This is a genomic window from Pontibacter beigongshangensis, from assembly GCF_014332515.1.
In the GTDB taxonomy this organism is placed as follows: Bacteria; Bacteroidota; Bacteroidia; order Cytophagales; family Hymenobacteraceae; genus Pontibacter; species Pontibacter beigongshangensis.
The window spans coordinates 142,086-164,671 of the sequence record NZ_VFSD01000007.1 but is presented as its reverse complement, the minus strand read 5'-3'; the positions used below and the strand labels follow the sequence as shown (position 1 = coordinate 164,671).

Annotated in this window: 10 protein-coding genes; all 10 read right to left on the bottom strand. The window is 50.9% G+C overall.

Going from position 1 to position 22,586, the window contains the following annotated elements; genetic code table 11:
* Positions 1–5: 5 nt before the first annotated feature.
* A complete protein-coding gene (locus tag FJM74_RS08125; RefSeq protein WP_187262088.1) occupies positions 6–3,284 on the bottom strand; it encodes a SusC/RagA family TonB-linked outer membrane protein in 3,279 nt (1,092 codons plus the stop codon).
* A 1,279-nt stretch (positions 3,285–4,563) separates the two neighbouring features.
* The gene (locus FJM74_RS08120; RefSeq protein WP_187262087.1) at positions 4,564–6,963 is read right to left on the bottom strand and encodes a glycoside hydrolase family 2 TIM barrel-domain containing protein; all 2,400 of its coding nucleotides are present in this window, start codon (positions 6,961–6,963) and stop codon (positions 4,564–4,566) included.
* Positions 6,964–7,267: 304 nt separating this feature from the next.
* On the bottom strand, positions 7,268–8,410 hold the full coding sequence (locus FJM74_RS08115; RefSeq protein ID WP_187262086.1) for a glycoside hydrolase family protein: 1,143 nt from the start codon (positions 8,408–8,410) through the stop codon (positions 7,268–7,270).
* A 208-nt stretch (positions 8,411–8,618) separates the two neighbouring features.
* A complete protein-coding gene (locus tag FJM74_RS08110; protein ID WP_187262085.1) occupies positions 8,619–11,417 on the bottom strand; it encodes an alpha-L-rhamnosidase in 2,799 nt (932 codons plus the stop codon).
* 544 nt (positions 11,418–11,961) lie between these two features.
* Positions 11,962–15,264 carry a glycoside hydrolase family 2 TIM barrel-domain containing protein gene (locus FJM74_RS08105; RefSeq protein WP_187262084.1) on the bottom strand — a complete coding sequence of 1,101 codons (3,303 nt, stop codon included), beginning with the start codon at positions 15,262–15,264 and terminating at the stop codon, positions 11,962–11,964.
* 37 nt (positions 15,265–15,301) lie between these two features.
* Positions 15,302–16,066 carry an SDR family NAD(P)-dependent oxidoreductase gene (locus FJM74_RS08100; RefSeq protein ID WP_187262083.1) on the bottom strand — a complete coding sequence of 255 codons (765 nt, stop codon included), beginning with the start codon at positions 16,064–16,066 and terminating at the stop codon, positions 15,302–15,304.
* A 250-nt stretch (positions 16,067–16,316) separates the two neighbouring features.
* Positions 16,317–17,390, bottom strand: coding sequence for a mandelate racemase/muconate lactonizing enzyme family protein (locus FJM74_RS08095; protein WP_187262082.1), 1,074 nt, complete (start codon positions 17,388–17,390; stop codon positions 16,317–16,319).
* Positions 17,391–17,898: 508 nt separating this feature from the next.
* Positions 17,899–20,040: an alpha-L-rhamnosidase-related protein gene (locus FJM74_RS08090; RefSeq protein ID WP_187262081.1), complete on the bottom strand. Its 2,142-nt coding sequence runs from the start codon at positions 20,038–20,040 to the stop codon at positions 17,899–17,901.
* A gap of 170 nt (positions 20,041–20,210) precedes the next feature.
* Positions 20,211–21,194: a sugar phosphate isomerase/epimerase family protein gene (locus FJM74_RS08085; protein ID WP_187262080.1), complete on the bottom strand. Its 984-nt coding sequence runs from the start codon at positions 21,192–21,194 to the stop codon at positions 20,211–20,213.
* A gap of 243 nt (positions 21,195–21,437) precedes the next feature.
* A complete protein-coding gene (locus FJM74_RS08080) occupies positions 21,438–22,568 on the bottom strand; it encodes a sialidase family protein (RefSeq protein ID WP_187262079.1) in 1,131 nt (376 codons plus the stop codon).
* Between the last annotated feature and the right edge of the window lie 18 nt (positions 22,569–22,586).

The following is a 22,586-nucleotide window of genomic DNA, read 5'->3' as shown; positions in this document are numbered from 1 at the left end:
AAAAACTAGAAGGTAACGTTTAGCCCTAAGCTTGAGGTAGTAACCATTGGGTAATCGTAGGCTCTTGACACGCTCGGATCTTTGTGATCAAAAGGATTTATTAAGGTTAGAAGGTTCGTACCTGTGTAATAAATTCTGAAATGAGGTAGTTTCCATTTTTCACTTATGCTAGCCGGCAGGTCGTATGACAGGTTAACATTTACCAGCCTCAATGTATGACCATTACGCATCCAGAAGGTTGAGATCTGATCAGCATAGCCATAGTTATAAGGTCTTGGCATAGAGGCATCCGGATTATCTGGTGTCCAGTAATCACGCCAAAAAGAGAAAACATTTGTGGTTGGCGAAGGCAGTGCCATTTCATCTTTCTCGATAAATACTTTATGCCCGAATCCTCCGTTGAATGTCCCGCTCAATCTGAATCTTTTATAGGAAGCACCTAACGTAAATCCATACACATATGCTGGGTTTGTTCGTTTTGCGATCACAGTTCTATCCCACTGGTCTATCACACCATCAGGCCCCTGAGAGTAATTTTCTCCATGGATGTCCTGATAATAAATCATGCCTTGTTCAACAGGAACACCATCAATTGTGGGGTACATGGCTAATACTCGGTCCAGGTCCTCCTGCGTTCTAATAATTCCCAGAGCAATAAGCCCAGGCTGATGACTTGGATCATTCAAGTATAAATCATCCCAACGGCCTAACACGGCAGGGTTTTGGAACAGAAAAGTGGGGCGACCATAATTATATGAAATATTACCACCTATGCTATAATTGAAATCCTTCCCGATATTGTTTTCATAGCCGAGAGAGAACTCAACACCTTTAGAGTAACCTTCACCGGCATTTTCAAGAGGCGGCTTATCAACCCCAAGTGTAGTAGGAGAATTACCTCTGGCAATAAGACCATCCCAATTGTAGCGATAGAAGGCGTCCAACCCTATCCTTACTTTATTATTAAACATCCTGGAATCTATACCCACATTATAGTAATCACTTTTACCCCAGGTTGCAGTAGGAATAGCAATTCCATCATTCCTTACATCAATTGGTGTTGCCGAGTTAGCTGTGGTACCCGTTCCAAATAAAGGTCCTGTGCCAGAGGCACTAAAGGATTGTCTCCAGGTGAACGGCCTATTTGTCTCCTGCCCGATACGTCCGTAGGAAGCCCTGAATTTGAAAAAGTCTATGAAACCTATGTTATCCCTGAAGAAAGGCTCTTCTGAAATAATCCAACCCGCCGATACATTTGGAAATAGTCCCCAGGCATAATCAGGATGATACTTTTGAGAGGCTTCATAACGGAAGGCGGATTCAAGCAAATACTTACCTTTATAATTATAATTCACCCGTCCAATGTAAGCCAACCTTCCGGATTCTGAAGCACCTCCAGCAGGTATAGCGGATCGATTAAAGGCCCACCACTGATCTACCCCTTCAATTTGGACTCCCTCTTGAGACATTCTAAAGTCTCTGTTTTGCGATTCCTGCTGCTCGTAAACCAACAAAGCATCCACTTGATGGTCTCCAAAAATCCGGTTATAGGTAAGCGAGGCATTAAACTGATAATTACTTGACTCACCGGAGCTCTGCTGCAAACCAGCCTTATTACCATTTGTTTGCAAAGAGTTCGTTGGTGATAACTCATTGGTATACAAGTGCGAATTTGCTCCGGCCCTTCTAAATGCGTACGTATAGAAGCTCTGGTTGAATGTTATCCCCCGTCCGGAATTCTGGTTATAAGAAAACTGCGCTTTTGCTTTCAGACCTTCAATAAAAGGCAGCCTGTAATCTAACGCACCTGTCACTGTGCTTGTAGAAGATGCGCTTGACTTATAACTTTCCGAATCAATTAAACCATACGGATTCCAGCTACCATCTATAAATACAGGACGGCCATCTACTGTTGGCGGTGTCCATTTAGGCGCTGTGACCAACCTTTTGTAAAATTCTCTGAGCAAACCACCACTATCTCCTGAATAGGTTGGCTCCTTACCATCATTTCGGTTTGTATTAAGCCCTATTGAAAAAGTAACGTCTTTGGTGATATCGGCTTCAACGTTAGTTCTGAGAGAATATTTCTTATAATTAAGGCTTTTGATGTTACCAGTCTCATTATAATAGCTACCACCCACAAAGTAACGCACATTGTCTCCCCCACCACTCACATTCAACGTATGACGCACTGTGGTTGCATCTTTATACAGTCCATCCAACCAATCGTAATTTAGCGTATCCATTGCGGCTAACTCGTCATCAGAGAAATAGTTAAACCGGTCAATCCTTTTATTTCGCTCGTATTGAGCTGGGGACACATAATACTTCCGGTGTTTTTGGTCCAGCATCTCATTCACCATAAGTGCATGATCCTTAGCACTTAGCATATCAGGGAACTGAGTTGGAGTACCTATACCAATGGAGGTATTGTAGCTAATCTTAGGCTTACCCTTGGTTCCCCGTTTTGTCTTAACCAGCACTACTCCACCACCCGCACGAGCACCATAAACAGCTGCAGCACCATCTTTTAGAACAGAAACACTTTCAACCTCAGAGGCATCAAGCATGTTAAACTGAGCACCGCCATCATAGAACTGCACTCCATCAATTACATACAAAATTTCATCTACAATAGCCGACTTATCGGTTTGCCGACGAATAACTAAAGGGTTAGACTGCCCTGGTTTACCAGTTGGCATAGAGACTCTCACACCAGCCATCCGGCCTATCAGTGCCTGAGCTAAATTTGGTACAGGAATGTCCTGAATTTCTTTGGCGTCGAGGGTTTCTACGGCACCTGTCAGGTTGGCTCTTTTTTGTTCACCATAACCCACAACCACTACCTGCTCCAGTGTAGAAGCCTCTAAACCCAGCGAAATATTAATGGTGTTTCTGGTACCTACCACCACTTCCTGGGCCTTATATCCAATATAGCTAAATACCAGTACAGCCTCAGCGTTAGGCACCGCAAGTGAGAAGTTGCCGTCTATATCGGTAATGGCTCCTTTCGTGGTATTCTTGATCAATACGCTTACACCAGGCAAGGGGTCACCTGAGTCCTGGTCTTTCACCTGGCCGCTTACGGTGATGGCCTGCTGCACCTGCGAAAGGGGCACCGTTCTTTCAGAAGCCTTGCTCTTCAGCACAAGTGTTTCCTTCTGGCTCTTTTTTACTCCCGGAGAGATGGTAGCATCTGCCAACTCTTGCGAATAGCCAGCGTTCCATACCAGCATAAAGCTTAATCCCAGAAGCCACTGTGGTTTAGGTAAAAAATGATTCATATTGCAGGTGTTAAATAATACTCGAACCAAAAATAACAAGCTCTCACTAACGTTTGTTGTTTAAGCTTTACAAAACAAAAAACCTCTCCTCAGAAAAACAGAAAAAGCCCTTCGGGTAACCGATCTTCAGAAAAGCTGCGAAGTGTTCAGGCTTTACTAACAATCATTATCCTGATTCAAAAATAAATAAATTCTTTATATATAAAAATAATTTTGTTATTTATTTTCATTTGAACTTCTCAGAAACAGCCTCTGCTGCACCTGAAGTAAGTAATTGATTGTTAGGCTCAAAATTAACCATTCGGAAATAAATCGGCTATAATTTAAATTCTGAAACCCGCCGAAAACTGACAAATATCATCTCTTCTCCTAAGATAATCAAAACTTCCTGCATACCCTAGCGAAGGACATTAGCCTGAAAAGGTGGGCGCCAGGATTTATTGACTATCTTTTCCTTTTTGAGAAAATACGCCCGACAGCAAGACCGGCTACCGTGCCTGCACAGAAACAAGGGAGAACTTTCTTTACTTAACAGCAAATACATTAGCTAACGCGCGTGGCCCTCGCCCACAAAATTATGCAGGGAGGACAAAAGGGGGCGGCGGAAAAACCAGGTACCGCCTAATGCCTGCCGCAAAATTTAAATTACTGCTGTTACGCACCAGTTTGCAAAAAGCCCTGCTGTAGCGGCCTTGCCTTGTAAGGAGCAACCTGTTCAGCATAAAATGCCTGAGTTTGCATGGGTATCCAATCATTTATCAGGACAGATGGCGATTTGGCTCATTACCAGCGGTGTTACCGTGTCACGCCGCTCCAGAGCATCAACAGAAGACTCACGAGGGGCATTTTCATTCAAATAATTGCCTGAGAAGGATTCTATTGGTCAGGATGCCTAACATCTATCAATTATTCGAATCAAAATGCCCCTCCGGAGCTCATCTTGCAGGGGGAATAGCATATAAGTCGCTGGTACGAGCTTGTAGCTCAGACCTTTTTCTCTTTTTGGTCAACAGCATGTATGTGAAGCATCAACACTACATCACCTGATTTTGCCTGATTAAAATGTTCACGTATAATGAAAGTGCAAGCTCGCACTTGCGAACAATACGTCGCATTACGTCCCGAATCTATGCCTGCAAAATGAGCTTAGGAGGCTCTGCTGCTCTCACTACATGCTTCAGGTTCCCGGGCAATCATCATAAAAAAACAGCGGTCGGCTCAGGAAGCCCTCTTTCAGAGAACCTTCTGAGCCGACCGCTATGTTTCTTACTAACCCTGCCTACCTGGCTGATCTGATGCTTACCTGCGCGGGAGCAAGCCCATCAGCCGTGGCTTTTAAGGTAATATTGCCAGCCTGGCCATTCGACTTAACGATAACCAAACATTTTCCCTGCCATGCCTTGCGCTGCGGATCTACGTAACTCTCCAGGCTTTTTGGGTTGGCGTTACCTACCCCTACTATGGTACCGGGTCCGTCTATTTCGAATTTCAGCAGGTTCTCCGCCTTCGGGTCGCGTACGCCATTGGCATCTAGCAGTTCTATGGTAATATAGCTCAGGTCCTGGTTATCAGCTTTTATCTCGTTGCGGTCGGCGCTCATTTTAAGTTGTGTTGGCGCGGCTGCCGTGCGCAGCACCGAGGTGGCTGCCTGTTTGCTTCCTTTATAGGAGATGGCCTTCAGCTCACCGGCCTGGTATGGCACCTCAAAAAGGGCTTTGAACTCGGTGGAGCGGTTGGTTGGCTTGCGACCCAGCGACTTTCCGTTCTGGAACAGCTCCACTTCGTCATTAGACGAGAAGACTTCTACCTCCAGGGGCTTGCCCTCGTTTCCGGGCCAGTTCCAGTCGGCTACCAGGTCATGCCATTTCCAGTTAGCCCAGGTTTCGGGCCGTGGGTTTGTTTCCGGGAATGAGGGTGATGGCGGTTTCACGAACAGCGACACGTTGTCGCCTACCTTCCAAAGGGCATCGCGGTAATAAGATTGCGGCCGCTTCCAGCCACAGATGTCGATGTCGCCTACAAAAGCCAGGTTCCAGGGGTAAAAGTCTTTGCTCTGCTTGTAGCCCAGCCAGCCAATGCTGGCCTCGCCAATATGGTCAAAGGCAGTCCAGACAAAATCGCCGATCACCCAGGGGTAGTCCACAACATCCATCCAGTACTCAAAGGCCTCTATCGTAAACGACTCTGCCGCATACACCACCCGCTTCGGATCACGCTCATGCTCCGACACATATTTATCGCGGGCATAGTTATAGCCAACTACATCAAGGGTAGCAAAAAGGGCGTCTTTATCCGGGTCCACGCCATTTACACCATTGGTTACCGGCCGGGTAGGGTCCAGTTCGTGAATAAGGTCTGTGAGCTTACGCGATACCTCGGCCACCTCCGGCTTGTGCCGGTTCGGGATTTCGTTGCCGGTGCTCCACATAATAATAGAGGGGTGGTTACGGTCGCGCAACACCATTGCTCTGGTATCGGTATCCCACCACTTATCGAAATAAACATTGTAGTCGTCCTTGTTCTTTTTCTCGCGCCAGGTGTCGAAGGCCTCATCGATCACGAGCATGCCCAGGCGGTCGCAGGCATCCAAGAAGGCGGGCGACGGCGGGTTGTGGGCACAACGGATAGCGTTGTAGCCACTGGCTTTCAATATCTCTATCTTGCGTTCTTCGGCTCTGTCGTAGGCTTTAGCTCCGAGGGGGCCGTTGTCGTGGTGCACACAGCCGCCTTTCAGCAGCATGGGCTTGTCGTTTAGCCGGAAACCGTTTTTGGCATCGAAGCTTAGTTTACGCACCCCGAATTTTGTTTCTGTGCGGTCGGCGAGTTTGCGGCCACGGTACACCTCCGTTACAGCCGTGTACTGCACCGGCGACTCCACCGACCAGAGAGCAGGCGAGGCAAGGGTGGCCTCCTGGCTGAATTCGTAGGCACCACCGGCCGGAACAGAGTGGGTGGTTTCTGCTTTTGCCTTTTCAGCTCCTTTTGCATCCAGGAAGCGGGTTACCACACGCACCTTCTCGGCCTTGCGGGTGGTGTTCTGCACGTTGGTGCGGGCGTTAACTTTGGCTGTGGCTGTGCTCACTTCGGGAGTGGTAATATAGGTGCCCCACTGCGCCACATGCACCGGCTCCATGGTTTTGAGCCACACGTGGCGGTAAATGCCCGAACCAGTGTACCAGCGGCTGTTGGCGCCTTCGTTTTTGACCTGCACCGCCAGCACATTCTGCTGCCCCGGCTTTACTTTGTCCGTTATGTCGTACCAGAAAGTGGAGTAGCCGTAAGGGTAGTTGCCCAGGTGCTGCCCGTTGAGCCACACATCGGAGTTCATGTACACGCCCTCAAACTCTATAACCATGCGCTTGCCCTTGGATTTGGCTGGCACGGTAAACGTTTTGCGGTACCAGCCGGTGCCGCCTACCGTAAAGCCCACACTCACGCCATTTACGGCATCAGGCGTAAATGGCGAGGTAGTGCCAGGCAGATTCTCGATACTCCAGTCGTGCGGCAGGTCTACGGTGCGCCATTGGGCGTCGTTAAAACCCGGCTGCTCCGCCCCCTGCACATCTCCCCTATGGAAGCGCCAGTCAGCATCAAATAACATAGTTCTTTCAGTTCCCTTTTGCTGCGCCTGCAGGGTAAGGCAGGAAAGAAGGAAACAGAGAATGAGAAAGTTTTTCATGGATGGTTTAAATGAATTATAAAATATATGTTTGTCTGCGTTTTCCTGTAGGGCTCTTACCCCGGAAATTCACAGCATTCAAGATTTTTTTTGCGTTTCTCTCCCGAAGGATTCTTCCAGAATGACAACCGAGAGTGAGCCGGTTTAGAACCTGCCATGTAGCCATTTAATAATCTAACAGGCAGCTATCAGATTATTCTAATAAAAAAAGACCTCCGGAGCTAATTGCCGCTGCTACTGTTCCGCGCCTGGTGTAGAAAACCTGACAGGTTCTAGAGCCCGTCAGGTTTAATCACAACACAAACTATTTATTAATGGCTTCGGACTTGGAATCGGTCCTAAACGTAAGCTTGCTTTTGCCGAGGTCCTTAGAGGTAGCCACGGCTATACCGCGCTGCTCCTTTTTGTTCACGGCATTGTAAAAGTGGTACACCACGCCCTTGTGCTTCACCACATACGATTTGTGGGCATACTGCTCATCGTAGGGTTCCGATGACTCGATCAGGTTGTCGCCGTTCCAGTCGGTCCAGTTCACCAGGTCGTAGGAGGCGGCAAAGCGGTTGAAGCCTCCCTTACGGTCTTCCCAGAATGCTCCGAAATAGAACATCACGTACAGATCGCCCATCTGCTGAATAACCGGGTCGCCGGTAATGCCCACCGGGTGATGTACGATCGGGTCTTCCACGGTTCTTTTCCAGTTCACCATGTCGTCCGACACGGCCATGCCGATGCGCTCGTACCAACGGGTTTTCAGGTTGTTCTCCAGCGAGTCTCCCACGGCATTGTAGTACATGACAAATGGGTAGCCGGTCAGCTTCTTTTTATCCTGGATGATGGTGCTTTTAAAGAGTTTGTTCCTGTTCTCCCACCAGCGCACGTCCGGGTCGTTGGGGGTAAGCACCGGCTTTGGCAGGCGCTGCCACTCATGCACTTTGGTTGGGTCTTTTTCGGTATAGGCCAGCCCGATGGAGAGCGGGCCCTGCTCATAGCCCCTGGAGTTGCCACCGAAGTAGCTCATCCAGTACTTGCCATCATACTTATTCAGTTTGTAGCTGCCACCCCATTTATAGTCCTGCAGGGCGAGGTAGCCCGCTTTCTGGTGCGCGTCCCACAGAGTAGTGTCATCGGAAAAAGACATGATGGTGCCTTTGTTTTCCCAGTTTAGCAGGTCTTTGCTCTCAGCCAGCCAGGTTTCGTAGCCACGGCCGTCGAACACCAGGTAGGTCATGTACCATTTGTTGCCCTTGCGGAACACAGTGGGGCAATCTGTTTTTTTGGAGTTGTTGGGCGGCACCACTACCAGGCCGTATTTGTGGGGCGTTTTCACCTCCTCGTACACCCGTTGCATCTCGCTTTGCGGCACCTCCTTTTTAGGTGTCTGCGCAAAAGCAGATGAAAAAGACAAGGCAGCAGCTACCAGGAAAATGCTTGCTTTTTTCAATATCATGCTAATTGTTTCATTAATGGTCTTTGTCTGAAGCAGGATTTACAGCCTTTCAGCATGAGTGGCATCCTGCCGTAGGCTTTTGCAAATTATTCCAATGAAAATGCCCCTCCGGAGGCTCTAAAGCTACTTTCGCCCAATGCCTGATGGCGGCCTATTCTGAGCGAAGTAGTTCAGACTAGATTCACTTTTTTGAAAATACAAATTCAAGCTATAGCCCCTGCTTTTCCTGCACCACGAACTTGTATGTGCCCGAACCTACTTTTATAACAGCACGGTCCTTCTGGGGCTCCAACTGTTGCAGGTCTTTGTTGTCGGTAACCGGTTTGCCGCTTTCCATAACCTGGGCTGATGCAGTGGCCGGTAAGTGAACAGTGGCGGTGGTGTTGGCAGGTATCTCCACACGCAGCTCAAACGTTTCGCCGTTTCTTTTCCAGTCGGTGCTGATGGTGCCGTATGGCGAGTTGTAGCTTACAGTTGAAGAAGTGAGATCACCTACAATTTCAGGGCGAATCTCGATCTGGTTAAAGGCAATGCCATTTTCCGGCTGCCGGATGCCGCCAATGCCGCTGTAGAACCATTCCAGAATATGCCCCAGCATCAGGTGGTTGTTCGACACGGTTGGCAGCGCCTGCCACGATTCGGTAAGGGCGGTGGCTCCCTGCGCCAGTTGGTAACCATAACCAGGCACATCCGAGCGGCTGTTCATGTCGTAGATCACATCGGAGCGACCGGCATCGTCGAGCACGCGCAACAGGTAACGGTAACCCACGTCACCGGCGGTTAACCTATTGTCGCGGTTTCTGATGTCTTTAATGATATTCTCCACCACAGCTTCTTTGTGTTGCGGCTCCACGAGCTGCATGTACACGGCCATGGCGTTGGCGGCCTGGCTGCCGGTGGCGTATTGTTTTGTTTCTGCGTTAAAGAAGGCGTCGTTAAATGCTTTCCTTACCTGCGCGCCCAACTGCTCGTATGCTTTGGCATCTTGTGGCTTGCCCAGCAGGTTGGCTATTTTGCTCATGATGCTGAGGTCGTAGTAGTAAATGGCGGTAGCCGTAACGCCATTGGGTGTTTGCTGCGAAAAGCCGGGGCGCTCCGGGCCCAGGTCGTACCAATCGCTGAGGCCATGCGACACAATGTGGTTTTTGGATTTACTTTTCAGGTACTCCACATAGCGCTGCATCATGGGGTAGTACTCTTCCAGCACTTGCTTATCGCCATACCACTGGTACAGGTACCAGGGCAGAATAATGCCGTTGCTGCCCCACTCCGGAGAGTCTCTGAACACACCGTCTGCAAACTCGAACTCTACATACTCCGGCGCAATGTTCGGAATCAGGCCATCGGCTGTCTGAGCCATCTGCATATCGCGCATGGCTTTCCGGCAGAGGCTGGCAATGTCGTAATTGTACCGGATAGAACTTCCTACCAGGTGCACTTCCTCCAGCCAGCCCAGCTTCTCGCGGTGCGGACAATCGGTGAACACGCTTTGCATATTGCTGCGGATGGCCCAATCGATCAGATTCTCCGTTTTATTGAACAAGTCTTTGGAAGTCGCAAATTTTCCTACCCGCTCTGCCGCGTTGGTGTTGTGCAGCCCCTGCAGGCTGACCACCACCGGCAAGCCCTGTGGGTTCGGCTGCCCCTGGGGCACACCTCCCTCTACCATCACATACCGGAAACCGTAATACGTGAAGCGGGGCTGCCAGCTCTCGGTGCCTTCGCCTTTCAGGGTGTAGATAAAGTTATAAGGGCTGCCAGTGTGTTTCTGCGTGACCAGTTGCTGGTCGGTCAGCAGTTCGCCGGGCGTAATCTTAACGGTTGTTCCCTTCTTGCCCTGCACGGTAATGCCTACGATGCCCGATGCATTCTGGCCCAGATCGTATACCCACTTGCCGGGCTCGGGCTGCGTTACCTTTATGGGCGCATAGCTCTGCACCAGTTTAACAGGCGTGGAGGTTTGTGCCTCCAGCTTCGGCCCCTCTACCAGCAGTGCCTGTTTCCAGGTGTTGTTTTCCTTGAAGTTCGGCTTGTTCCAACCGGCCTGCTCTAAGGTCGCATCGTAATACTCGCCACCGTAAATGCTGCTGAAAGTGATCGGTCCGGGAGCTGTTTTCCAGGAGCCGTCGCTGATGATGTTCTCGGTCTTGCCGTTCTGGTACTCCACCACCAGGCGGCAGATCATTTTAGGATAACCAAAAGAACCTGTCAGTTTGCGGTACTGCGGCCCGCGCGGAATATGATAAAAGCCATTACCGAGCATAACACCCACGGCGTTGGCTCCCTGCTGCAGTTGCTTGGTAATGTCGTAGGTTACATAGAGTGCGTGCTCGTCGTAGTCGGTCCAACCGGGAGCCAGGAAATGGTCGCCCACTTTCTCTCCGTTCAGGCTCATTTCGAAATGGCCAAGGCCCGACACATAGACGGTTGCCCTTTTCACCGGGTTATTCACCGAAAACTCTTTGCGTAGAATCGGCAGCACATTGTTAGCTTCGTCCAGGCTCTTCTCGCCTTTGCCGTGTTGGGCGGGCACGATGCGCCGCTCGGCAGGCAGGTCCTCGTAGGCAATCCAGCGGGCGCCGTTCCAATCCTTTTCAGTGGGCAGGCCTGTTTGCCACTGTGCCGGCTGGCTCCAACCGGAGGCGTTGCCTTTGTTGTCCCAAACCTGCACTTTCCAGAAGTAAGCTTTGGCGGGCTCCAGCTTTTTGCCAGCGTAAGCCACCTGTATCGATTGGCTAGACTTTACCTTTTTGCTGTCCCAGATGTTGCCTTTGTTTTTCTGCAGCTGCTCCGGGCTGTCGGCCACCAGTATGCGGTAAGCCGTTTGCACCACGTTGCGTTGCGATGAGTTTAACTGCCATTGTAAGCGCGGGGCGGCCACCTCCACACCCATCGGGTTTTCCCGGTACTCACACTTCAGCTCATTAACTTTAAGCGGACTTCCTTTTTGAGAAAAGGCCTGCCAGGAGATCAGACAGAGAAAAAGAATGAGAACGGATCGGATCATGAATTAAATTTATCTTAACCTTAATCAGGTAATGAACACTTGTAGAGAAGAGGCCTACAACACAAATCTTAGGCACTATGGTAATTATTTCTTAGCCGGTTACTGAGCTACCAGGCATAAGCCTCAGACTTACAAACATTTGCTGGCTTACCGAGGGTATGATGCCTGGATTTTATATTATCAAATATAAAGATTAAATTTATATCTAAACAACAAATGCTGAGATTCCCGGCTTCTTCTATATTAAAACCACGCCTCACACCAAGCAAAAGCCGTACCTTCTTTGAAATACCGAAGGCAGATAAATGGTCACGCGATTATTCCAATGAAAATGCCCTTTTGGAGGCTGATGTTACTTGTCTGAATTTAGATTGGCATGATTCTGCAAATTCACTACGCTACATATCGCCAAATCTACAATTAGCAAACAAATTATTTTAATCAAAAAGGCCTCCCAATTGCTGCTGAGTTACCTTAATCAATCAGCTAGGCAAAGCTGCTGCCTATCCCGTGCGCCGGTTAAGAGTGCAAAAAAAATGTCAGGTTAAAACCTGACATTTTTTGCTGTGGCGCTTATCGCGTCTTTCTTCTTTTTAACAGGCTGCAGGTAGAAGCTGTAGCGGTATGGTTTGGCCGGTATCTGGTACTGCGCCAGCGGCTGCGCCACATCCGACCAGGAATCGTTTCCGCCAACGCCCATTTGCTCCAGGTCGATGTTCAAGGTTATAAAACCGGCATCTTTCAGGTCGTAGGTGTGTTTGGCGGCGTTGATGTTGGCCTCGGTGTATGGCCAGGCGCTCATGCTGAGCAGGCTGTCGGCTACCACCAAGAGGCCTTCATTGCTCTTGTTCGCCAAAAACATCCAGCGCACGTCGGTGCGGTTTCCGTTTTCCTGCGGCATTACGTATGGCTCCATAAACTGCTGGATCGGCTGCGAATAAATGGCCGCATCGAAACCGTAGCGCTTGTCTACGTAGTTCTCCACAGGTCCTCTGCCGTACCAGTTGATCTGGTCGTAGTCGCGTGCGATGCCAACCTGCATGCCCACTTTCGGGATGTTCGGCAAGCCGGCATCTGGTGTAAGCGCATAGTCTACTTTCACCACACCGTCGCCTGCTAGGGTGTACACTACCTGCACCTTGGCTTTTCCGTCTATCAAGGTGTAGTTGCTGGTTACCTTCACCACGCCTGCCTGTGCCTTGTCGGCAGACACGCTCTGCAGTTTCAGGTTAGGCTCGTACCACTCCTTCAGTTTCTTGTCGGCTTTCCACCCTTTTTTGTCGTTGTCGGTAAGCGGGCGACTGAAGTTGGGGAGCAGCGGGCTGTGTATCTGCTCTTTGTTGTTCCACAAATAAGAGCTCAAGGCACCATTAGCCTTGTCGATGGTCAGGCTGAAGCCTTTTCCGCTTATCACAAAGCCTTTGTCGTTTTCGGCTACGGCAGGCGCTGCACCTGTTTTACGGGCAGATGTTGCGTGTGGAACACCTGTGAGTGCAAACTGGTTAGAAGCTATTTCATGGCCTTTTGGCGCCCAAAGCTCGTCTTGCGGCAAGGTAAAGTGAATGTCGGCCAGGTATTCTGCACCTGCTTTTTTGCGAGGAAGATAAGAGGAAATATTAATGACGGTGTCTTTGCCGGCTTCCAGCGAAAGGCGCGGCAGCTTTCTGGTCTGTACTACTTTGCCATCTTCCCGTACGATCAAGGTCACCTCATACGCATCGGCATTTTTGCTGGCATGCCGGTTCAGCACCCTGATCAGATTCTTCGACGCATCTGCCAATTCTGACTCTATCGGCTGGTACACGCGCTTACACTCATATATAGCCGACTTCGGTCTGCCATCCGATGCCACAATACCGTTGATATTGAAGTTTCCGTTGTGCAGCTTTTCTCCAAAATCGCCACCGTAGGCATAAAATTCTTCGCCGCTTTCGTGTTTCTTCACCAGGCCCTGGTCTTTGAAGTCCCAGATGCAGCCCCCGATCATGCGCTTAGTGGATCGGAAGGCGTCCCAGAACTCTTTCATGTTGCCGGTGGAGTTGCCCATGGAGTGCGAGTATTCCACAAATATAATCGGGCGGTTATCGCCCGGCTGGTTGGCCAGCAGGTCTACGGTATACAAGCCCGGGTAAAAACGGCTCACCATGTCCACATAGTAAGGATCGACCGGATTCTGAATGCGGTGCGAGTGGTCGTTGGTGGCCAGGTACCGTGGGTCGCCAAGTTCTATGTAGCCTTCTACGCGGTGATTTCCCTGGGCCGGCTCGTAATGCACCGGGCGGGTAATGTCGAAATCGTGGATCCACTCGGCCATGGCGGCATGGTTCGGGCCGCGACCCGCTTCGTTGCCCAGGCTCCAGATAATCACGCTCGGGTGGTTCTTGTCGCGCATGACCATACGGGTAACCCGCTCCATAAAAGCGTGCGTCCAGGTTGGGTCGTTGCTGAGTTTGCCCCCGATACCGTGCGTCTCGTGGTTGGCCTCGTCCATCACCAGGATGCCGTACTCATCGCACAGATCATAAAAATACGGGTCGTTGGGGTAGTGGGCGGTACGGATGGTATTGAAGTTAAACTGCTTTATTGTTTTAACATCTTCCAGAATATCTTCGCGCGTCATGGCTTTGCCCCTGGTCGGATGGTGGTCGTGGCGGTTCACGCCATAGAGGTAAGTTTCCTTTCCGTTGAGGAGCATTTTGCCGTTCTCTTTGGAGAACTCGATGCTGCGGAAACCTACCTTGCAGCTTTTAGCCTCCAACACCTTGCCATTGGCATCTTCCAGCAAGAGCACCAGCGTGTAGAGGTTCGGGTTTTCGTCGCTCCACTTCAGCGGGTTTTTCACGGTCGTTTCCAGCAGGCCGAATTTCACGTTGTCCAGCCTCGGGTAAATCTCGTTCACGATCGATTCGGCTGTTCTTTCCAGCGCCTGTTCCAGTACGGGCTGACCGGCTTTGTTGTAGAGTTGCGCCTTTACCTTGTAGCCGTCTATCTCGCCGCCGGTAAAGTTATCGAGGCGCGGACGGATGCTGAACACGGCGTCTTTGTAGTCCTTGTCCAGCTTTGCCTGCCAATGGAAATCCGCGATGCGCAGCTTTGGCTCGGCCAGCAGCATCACCTCACGCTGAATGCCGCTCATCCGCCAGTGGTCCTGGTCTTCGAGGTAGGCGCCATCGCTCCACCGGATCACCTGCACCGACACAATGTTCTCGCCTGGCTGCAGGTAAGGCGTTACGTTAAACTCGGATGGCAGAAAGCTGTCTTCGCCATAGCCCAGAAACTGACCATTGACCCACACCTTAAACCCGGAGCTAACGCCCCCGAAATGCAGCGTCACGTTCATGTCTTTCCAGTCGGCCGGTAGGCTGAAAGTGCGCTGGTAAGAACCAACGGCATTGTAGTCTTTCGGTACGCGGGGCGGGTCTATCGGGCGGAAGGGGTACACGGCACTCTTGTAGATCGGAATGTCGTAACCTTTCATTTCCCAGTTGGAAGGCACCTCAATCTTGTCCCAGCCGCTTACGCGGCCTTTGTAAAAATCGGCGGGCGCATCGGCAGGCTTCAACGCAAATTTAAAGTCCCACTCACCGTTCAATAAGATCATGCGGCCGGACTTGTCTCTATCACCGGCAAGCGCTTCTTTTTCAGATTTAAAGGAATAGCCTGTTGCCCGTGCCGGGTCGCGGTTAATGCTGGTGACGTGCTGGTTCTCCCAGGGTTCCAGGTTAAAGATGGTCGGCACTGGCGGTATGGTGGCCGGCAAGCCGTCTACAGTCTGGGCCTTGAGCACCTGCGTAAACAAAAGACCTGCTATAAAAAGAGATAAGCGTACTGGGTTGTAAATTTTCATGTTGCCTGGTAGCAGAAAAAAAATGAACTGAATTGTATTAAAAACCATAAGCCAGGGCACCTGCGTCTACGCAAAAGTCCTGACCGGTAATATAGGTGGCGGCTGGCGAGGCCAGAAAACAAACCATGGGCGAGAGTTCCTGCGGTTTGCCGAAGCGGTGCAGCGGCATCCGGTCCAGAATCCGGGCTTTCCGGTCCTCGTCCATCACCTGCTCGCTCATCAGCGATGGGAACCAGCCCGGAGAAACGGAATTTACCAGCACATTATGCTGGCTCCACTCCACGGCCAGGCCCCTGGTAATACCCTGCACAGCAGCTTTGCTGGAACTGTAGGGCACCACCTCCGAGAAACCAAGGTGCGACGCCATAGACCCGATGTTGATGATGCGCCCCACATGCGGCGAGTTTTTCAGGAAAGGGTATGCGTACTTGCAGCAGTTGAACAGGCCCGTCACATTCACGTCATGTATGGCGTTCCATTCCTCAGTCGTCAACTCCTCGGCGCGTTTACGCTTGGTAATGCCAGCGTTGTTCACCAACACATCTATTCCGCCTTCCTCCCCTATTTCGGTAAAAACCCGCTGTATGTCTTTCTCATCCGACACATCGAGCCTGCCAAACACAATGCTTTTGGGCACCTCTCCTTCGTAATCGACTTTAATGGCACCTGACCGGCTCAGGGCAAACACCTGGGCACCTAACTCCGCCATTGTAATGGCCTGGTGCAAGCCCAGACCGCTCGATGCGCCCGTCACGATAATGCGCAGCCCCTCCAGCGAGAAGAGTTCTTTTAGTTTATCCATTTTTTTGAGGCACAGGTATCAGGACACATAGGACTTTATTGTCTGCTGCTGGTGCGAGCTTGCAGCTCGTACCATTATTTAATTGGCCAGTACCTTTGCAGTTTTAAAAATTCAGGGTACGAGCTACAAGCTCGCACCAGCATAAATACATTAACCATATTGTGCCTGATCAAATTATTCTAATCAAAAAGGCCTTCCGAAGACTTTTATTCAGAAAAGGGCTCAACCTAACTAGCGCAGCATTTGGCACCTACAGCTCCGTCAGGGTTTCGTCTTTGAAGGCGAAGCCCCAGCCTGGCCTGTCGTGGGGCGAGGCAAAACCGTCTTTTATTTCTAAGGGATGGTCAATCAAAGGATCTATCCAGTCGAACGATTCGGCACCGGCTCCGTTGGCGATGGTGCAGAGCAGCGGAATGTCGTAATCTTTGTAGTAATGCGGCAGCACCGGAATGTTGAAGCTGGCGGCCAGGGCTGCGCTGTTGCGCCATGCCTCCACCCCACCGAGCCGTAGAATGTCCGGCTGCCAGATGTCGAGGGCATTGCGCACGAGCAGCTCCCTCAGCGGCACAGTGGAGTACTCGCGCTCGCCCATGGCCAGTGAGATGCCAGCCTGGTTGCGCAGGAGCTGGTATCCCTGAAAATCGGCATGGTCGATCGGTTCTTCGAACCAGTGGATGTTCAGTTCGCGGGCGGCTCTGGCCAGCATCAGGGCGGTGGGCACGTTCATGCCCTGGTTGGCATCCATCATGATGTTGATGTCGTTGCCCACGGCCTCACGCACCAAACGCAATCGCTCCAGGTCTTCTTTCCAGTCGGGTTTGCCTACTTTTATTTTCACAGCCTGAAAGCCTCTGCGTTTGTAGTCGCTGACTTCGCCTATAAGCTCCTCCACCGAGTAGGAGATCCAGCCACCGCTTCCGTAGATCGGCACTTTGGTTCTGGAGGCACCGAGTACCTTCCAAACCGGCTGACCCAGCGTTTTGCACCAGGCGTCCCACATGGCAATGTTGTAGGCTCCCTGTGCCCACCTGTTAATGCCCTCCAGCCCGAAATATTCGTTGGCGGCATTTACTTTCTCAAAAACCTTTACCGTGTCGTACACCTGCTCCCCTACTACCATCTCACCCACGTCTTTCAGTGCACCGGCGATCGCGGCCGGGCTGTACTGGAAGCTGAGCAGGTAAGACTCCCCTACTACGCCGCTCTCCAACCGGATTCTCAACACGATAAAGGAGATCTCCGTGAGCGTATGGGTGGCATCGGCAATGGGTTTGGCCAGTTTGGCTTTGGCCGAATAAACCGTGTAATCTTTAATTTTATGCATGTGCTGGTTAAGGACAGTCCCTTTAAAAACGTCTATTCCGATGATGTCATGCCAACGTCAGAGTTCATGATCATGAACTCTCACATCTCACCTGATGTCGAAATGTCAAAATACACTTTGCTTGCAGCTGCTCATCCTGACTAAGAAGTCCGGAATCGCAATGTAGCCGTAATAAAGCCGTTTGTGCTGGTGCGAGCTTGTAGCTCGTACCCCTTTTATCTGGTTGACATTCTTCGGGATTCTCAGGAATTCAAGGTACGAGCTGCAAGCTCGCACCAGCGAAGAAGTTACCATTTATAAGTCCTGGAAGGCCATTTTGATTAGAATAATTTGTTCATATACTGACTATAAACCTGTTAGTCACAACGCAAATTTGAAAGATCTATCGCTTTATTCCAGATCCCAAAACTCCCAGATCAGCACTTCAGCACATTAACCCGATTATTCTAATCAAAATGGCCTTCCGGAGCGGTTTTCGGCTCCGGAAGTTCCAGGTGCCAGACTGCCTTTAAACAGCCTTATAGGAAACTACATAGTCTTTGCCCTTCTCAATCTTCATCTCATACACATTGTTGCCTTTCGACTGGAAAGTGGCTCCCTTGGCTTTTGGTTTCGACTTGCTCTTGAAACGCAGCGTGCCGGTGCCTTCGGTGGATTTCACTTTTATCTGGCTGGTGCTGCAGTAAATGTTGATGTCGCCGTTTGGTGTGGGCACGGTGCCTTCCATCCATTTCAGGCCGCCCAGCACTGGTGCTACTTCGTAAGTGGCATAGCCTGGCGATAGCGGCTTCACGCCGAGGTAGTATTTGCCCAGCAGGTAAATCGGGCTGGCTCCCCAGGCATGGCAAAGGCTCTTGCCAAACGGACGTCCATACATTTCCAGGTGCTCCACACCGGATTCTGTTGGATCGTATTTTTCCCAGAACGAAGTGGCTCCCAGATCAAGCATGGCACCCCAGTACGATTTCATTTCCTTCATCACGTAATCCTGCTCGTCCATGGCGCAGAGGGCCTCCAACTCATAGAAACGCATATAAGGAGTGGTTATCTGCTGCACCTTGTCGTTCAGGAGCACATTCTGTTTCACGCCCTGCTTCTGGCTCTCGTTAAAGTAGTCGAAAAAGATGCCGAACATGTTGGCGTAGCGGGTCACGTTCTCAGTTTGTTTGCCATCTACGCGGCTGTGTACCAGCGCCTGCTTCTGCTCGTTCCAGTACACAGAAAATAGCTTCTCTTTTAGGTCGGCAGCCAGCTTGGAATATTTGGCGGCACCTTCTTTATCGTCCACAATGTCGGCACAAAGCGCCATGGTCTCTAAACTGCGGGCAAGCAGCAACTGCTCAAAGCTCACCTCACCCTGCTTGCTCAGGCCGTCGGCCCAGTCAATAAATACCCAGTCGCCTGCCATGCCTTCCATAAAACCGTCTTCGTTGCGGCGCTCCAAGCAGAAATCGATGAGGGTCTGCATGCGCGGGTAAAACTGCTGGATAAAGTGCTTGTCGCCGGTGTACTGGTAGTAGTCGTTAATAGCGATGAACCAGTACAGCGTGTAGTCCATAATGGTGTTGATGTGCGTGGTGGTAGGCTCTTTGCCGCGCAGGGCCAGCATAGTGCGCCTTACAGAAGGCGAGTCGAAGCCCAGGTAGTAGTTCATCAGGTAGCTCTGGATGGCATCGCCAGACCAGATCCAGCGGTCACGTTTGATGCCGTCTATAAAGAACTCGCGGGTGGTGAGCTCCATGGTGTATTTTGAAACGTCCCAGATCTTGTTCAGCTGCTCATCGGAGCTGCGGAACTTGCCACGGTCGGCCATCGGCAGGAACTCGTACAGCATCGATACGTCGGCAATCGTGATGCCCGGATCGAACTGGATGTTCACGTAGCGGAACGCCTGCGAGTGCTCCAGCGTCAGGTCTGCTGCCTGCGGCTGATCGATGTTCAGGTGGTCCAGGGTTTCGCAAAACTCTGTCGACAGGGCTTCCTCTACCGACTCGCCGTAGTAAAGCGATACTTTTCCTTTGCCTTTGAGGCCGTGCAGCTTTATAAAGCCGAAGGTTTCTTTACCGAAGTCTACCAGGATCGACTGCCCTTTGCGGTCGATTTTGGCGGCCTTCTGAGGAGTGGTGGGTAATGTAAAAGCTGATGGCAGATTATCTGGCGTATTAAAATTCCAGTTGCCAGCCATGAGCCATTTCGTGCCCGACTGGTCCGACACTTTTCCCGACTCATCTATCCATTCCTTGTCTTCGTAAGTCACCAGCCAGGTAGAATCCGTCATGATGGTCTTGCCCTTCACGAACAAAGCGGGCACCCTGTCCTGCGCATACACTTTAATGTTTATTTTCTGCTTTCCGGCCGGAATGGTGAGTTTTTCAGGCGTGCCGTTCACCATCTTGCTGTTGAGCTTCACGTTGTAGCGGCCTTCGGCAAAAATCTCGATCTCCTCAGGTTCCTTCAGGTCGAATACCTTATGAAAGTCGATCAGTACATAATGGTTGTCCATGCGCCAGAAAGGCGGGAAAAAGGTGCCTCGCTCGGTACGGCGGTTTTGCATCTGGTTGCTTAGCCAAACCTCGTAATCGCCCGGATACCAGATCCAGGTGGCTTGGGGTTGCTGCTGCTGCTGGGCTTTGGCGGTTTCTACAGACATAACGGTCAGAAACAGACAAAAAAAGATCACTACTCTCTGCAGAAATGTAGCTGGTTTTTTCATAAGGGTTGAAAAATGAAAATTAGGTTAATCATGTACAGATCAGTAAACCGACTGTACTTTTGCGGTCCGGGCTGTTGTTTGCCACAAACGCACGTCAAGTTAATAATTTAAGCCTGAAACACAGACTTCATGTAGCGGGTGTTCGCACCAAAGTTGCCTTTTACATCGCGCGGGTTGGTGGCATCGCGGGAACGCTCGATCACCAGCCAGCCACTCCAGCCCATCTTGTCGAGGGTCTGTTTTACTTTCGGCATATCGAGGCGGGTATTGTTCTCCAGCCACACGCCATCCTCATCGGTGGCGTGGATCATGCAGATGCGGTCTTTGCCCAGAATACGAAGCTCCTTGTGCAGGTCGCGTCCTTCTTTGAGTGGGTTAGAGAAGTTAAAGTATATCTTGATTCCTTTTGAACCGATATCCTTCAGCAACTTCTTGTCTCCTTTGGCATCCAGGGCCGTCTCAATACCGATCACCACGCCAGCCTCTTCCGCCATTCTGCCCACCACCTTAAGGCGCTCCACAATAGCGGGGCGCAGGTGCGGGTGCTGCACCAGGTCGCCTTTTACGCCCAGCGGCAGAAAGCCGACCTTTATGTTCATCTGCTTCATGGTTTCGATGCAGTCGCCCACCATTTGCTGGTAGGTAGGCCGCTCCGCGAACGATTGCGCATAAAAGCCAGTCATTGCCAGGGAGCAGAGTTCCAGGTTCAGCTCTTTGGCTTTGTCCAGGTACTCCCGTCGCACTTCCGGGTCGGCAAGTTTACTCTCGAAGGTATCTCTGTTGCCAAGGCCGCCCATGTCAATTTCCAGTCCATCGGCTCCGATTTCCTTTGCCAGCGGCAAGGCACTTATTTTCTGGCGCTTCAAAATCATAAGGTCGATCACCGCGATTTTGTAGCGCTGGTCAGCCGCAAACAAGCTTTCTATTGTTACTGCTCTTTTTGTGGAAGAAGCAGCCAGCAGATCCGGGAAAACCAGCAGCCCAGCTGCAAGCGTAGCGGCACCTCCCAGGAAATGGCGGCGATTGACAGTGGTTGGTTTTGCCTTGTCAGCAGGAAGTGTATTTGTAAGATGATTCTTTGAATCCTTCATAAGCCTTCACTTTTGTTTTCAACAGATTTGCTCCGCTTGTGCGAATTGGCAGTTTTCTGCTGGTGCGAGCTTGTAGCTCGTACCGCTGTTTTTATCTTTAATTAGATGATTAGAAAACAAATTCCACAAAAGCAGGAGCTGCGAGTCCGCACTAATGGAAGTTCCCAAAGCGGCCATAGACCGCAGAAAAGTCGGCACGAGCCAAGACGCTCGCACCATTCTAATTTCTAATTTGGCAAAGCTCTACTCCTCCTGGTCCTGCACGTCGCCCGCCACCGGGTTGCCTCCTGGCCACTCGCCTTTCTTAATTTTCTTCGTCTTCATTTTAGACGGGTCTACCACCACATGCTTGATGCGCTCACGACGCCAGGTGTAAATAAAGTGCAGCATGCCATCGGAAGTCTGGATCACAGCCGGATAGGAATACTGGCTAATAGGGGAATCTTCGAGCACCAGGGCCGCTTTCCACTTTTTGCCGTCTTTAGAAACAGCTACGTTCAGGGGTGTGCGTGGGCCTTTGGCCAGGTCGCCCGGAGGTAGCACGTGGTTATACACCAGCACATGGCGGCCGTTGGCCATGGTCACGGCATCGGTGCCGGAGTTGTTGTTTGGCAGCTCTGCCTTCTCTAACGGTGACCAGGTGCGGCCATTGTCTTCGGACCAGGAGGTTACGATTGTCCTGTTCTTGCTGCGGCACAGGACCTGCAGCTTACCATTGCCATGCTTTAAGATACTTGGCTGAATGGCATCATAATTTTCTGCTCCTTTATCGATCGGGCCGATTTTTCGCCAGGTCTTTCCAAAATCAGGGGTTACCTCAAAATGCACTTTCCAGCCGTCTCCTTCGGTGCTGGAGGCACAAAACAGCTCGCCGTTAATCAGCTCTGGTTTATTTTTAACAGGGCCAACATATCCTTCGGGCAGCATGCGCGCCTCCGACCAGGTGGCACCACCATCGCTGGAGGTTTTGAGCCAGCCCTGCCACTCCGATGGTTTCGGGCCGATCTTGTAGAACAGCATCAGGTCACCGCCCGGGATCTGGTAAAGTACCGGGTTCCAGGTGGGCAGGCGGCTGCCGTCTTCCTGGTTACCGTTGGCTACTTCTACTGGCGCGGTCCAGGCGCCATTCAGCTGGCGGCATACCCAAATGCCCACATCCGGATGACGTTCTTTTGTACCGCCAAAGAAGGAGGCAACCAGGCCTGTAGGTGTTTCGGCAAGTGTGGCAGAGTGGCAGGATGGGAAAGGGGCTTTGTCGTAAAGAAACTCCTCCACCAGTATGCCTTTGTTCCATTTCTCCTTCTGCGCCTGCACCGGCATAAATCCTGCACTTCCGCATACTAAAATAGCCAACGCTATTACAAATCTCTTCATGTTACGCTTATTACTCTT

What these genes read in the sequence shown, in the direction of transcription:
- FJM74_RS08125 (WP_187262088.1), bottom strand. Translation starts at nt 3,284, where the DNA reads ATGAATCATTTTTTACCTAAACCACAGTGGCTTCTGGGATTAAGCTTT.
- FJM74_RS08120 (WP_187262087.1), bottom strand. Translation starts at nt 6,963, where the DNA reads ATGAAAAACTTTCTCATTCTCTGTTTCCTTCTTTCCTGCCTTACCCTG.
- FJM74_RS08115 (WP_187262086.1), bottom strand. Translation starts at nt 8,410, where the DNA reads ATGATATTGAAAAAAGCAAGCATTTTCCTGGTAGCTGCTGCCTTGTCT.
- FJM74_RS08110 (WP_187262085.1), bottom strand. Translation starts at nt 11,417, where the DNA reads ATGATCCGATCCGTTCTCATTCTTTTTCTCTGTCTGATCTCCTGGCAG.
- FJM74_RS08105 (WP_187262084.1), bottom strand. Translation starts at nt 15,264, where the DNA reads ATGAAAATTTACAACCCAGTACGCTTATCTCTTTTTATAGCAGGTCTT.
- FJM74_RS08100 (WP_187262083.1), bottom strand. Translation starts at nt 16,066, where the DNA reads ATGGATAAACTAAAAGAACTCTTCTCGCTGGAGGGGCTGCGCATTATC.
- FJM74_RS08095 (WP_187262082.1), bottom strand. Translation starts at nt 17,390, where the DNA reads ATGCATAAAATTAAAGATTACACGGTTTATTCGGCCAAAGCCAAACTG.
- FJM74_RS08090 (WP_187262081.1), bottom strand. Translation starts at nt 20,040, where the DNA reads ATGTCTGTAGAAACCGCCAAAGCCCAGCAGCAGCAGCAACCCCAAGCC.
- FJM74_RS08085 (WP_187262080.1), bottom strand. Translation starts at nt 21,194, where the DNA reads ATGAAGGATTCAAAGAATCATCTTACAAATACACTTCCTGCTGACAAG.
- FJM74_RS08080 (WP_187262079.1), bottom strand. Translation starts at nt 22,568, where the DNA reads ATGAAGAGATTTGTAATAGCGTTGGCTATTTTAGTATGCGGAAGTGCA.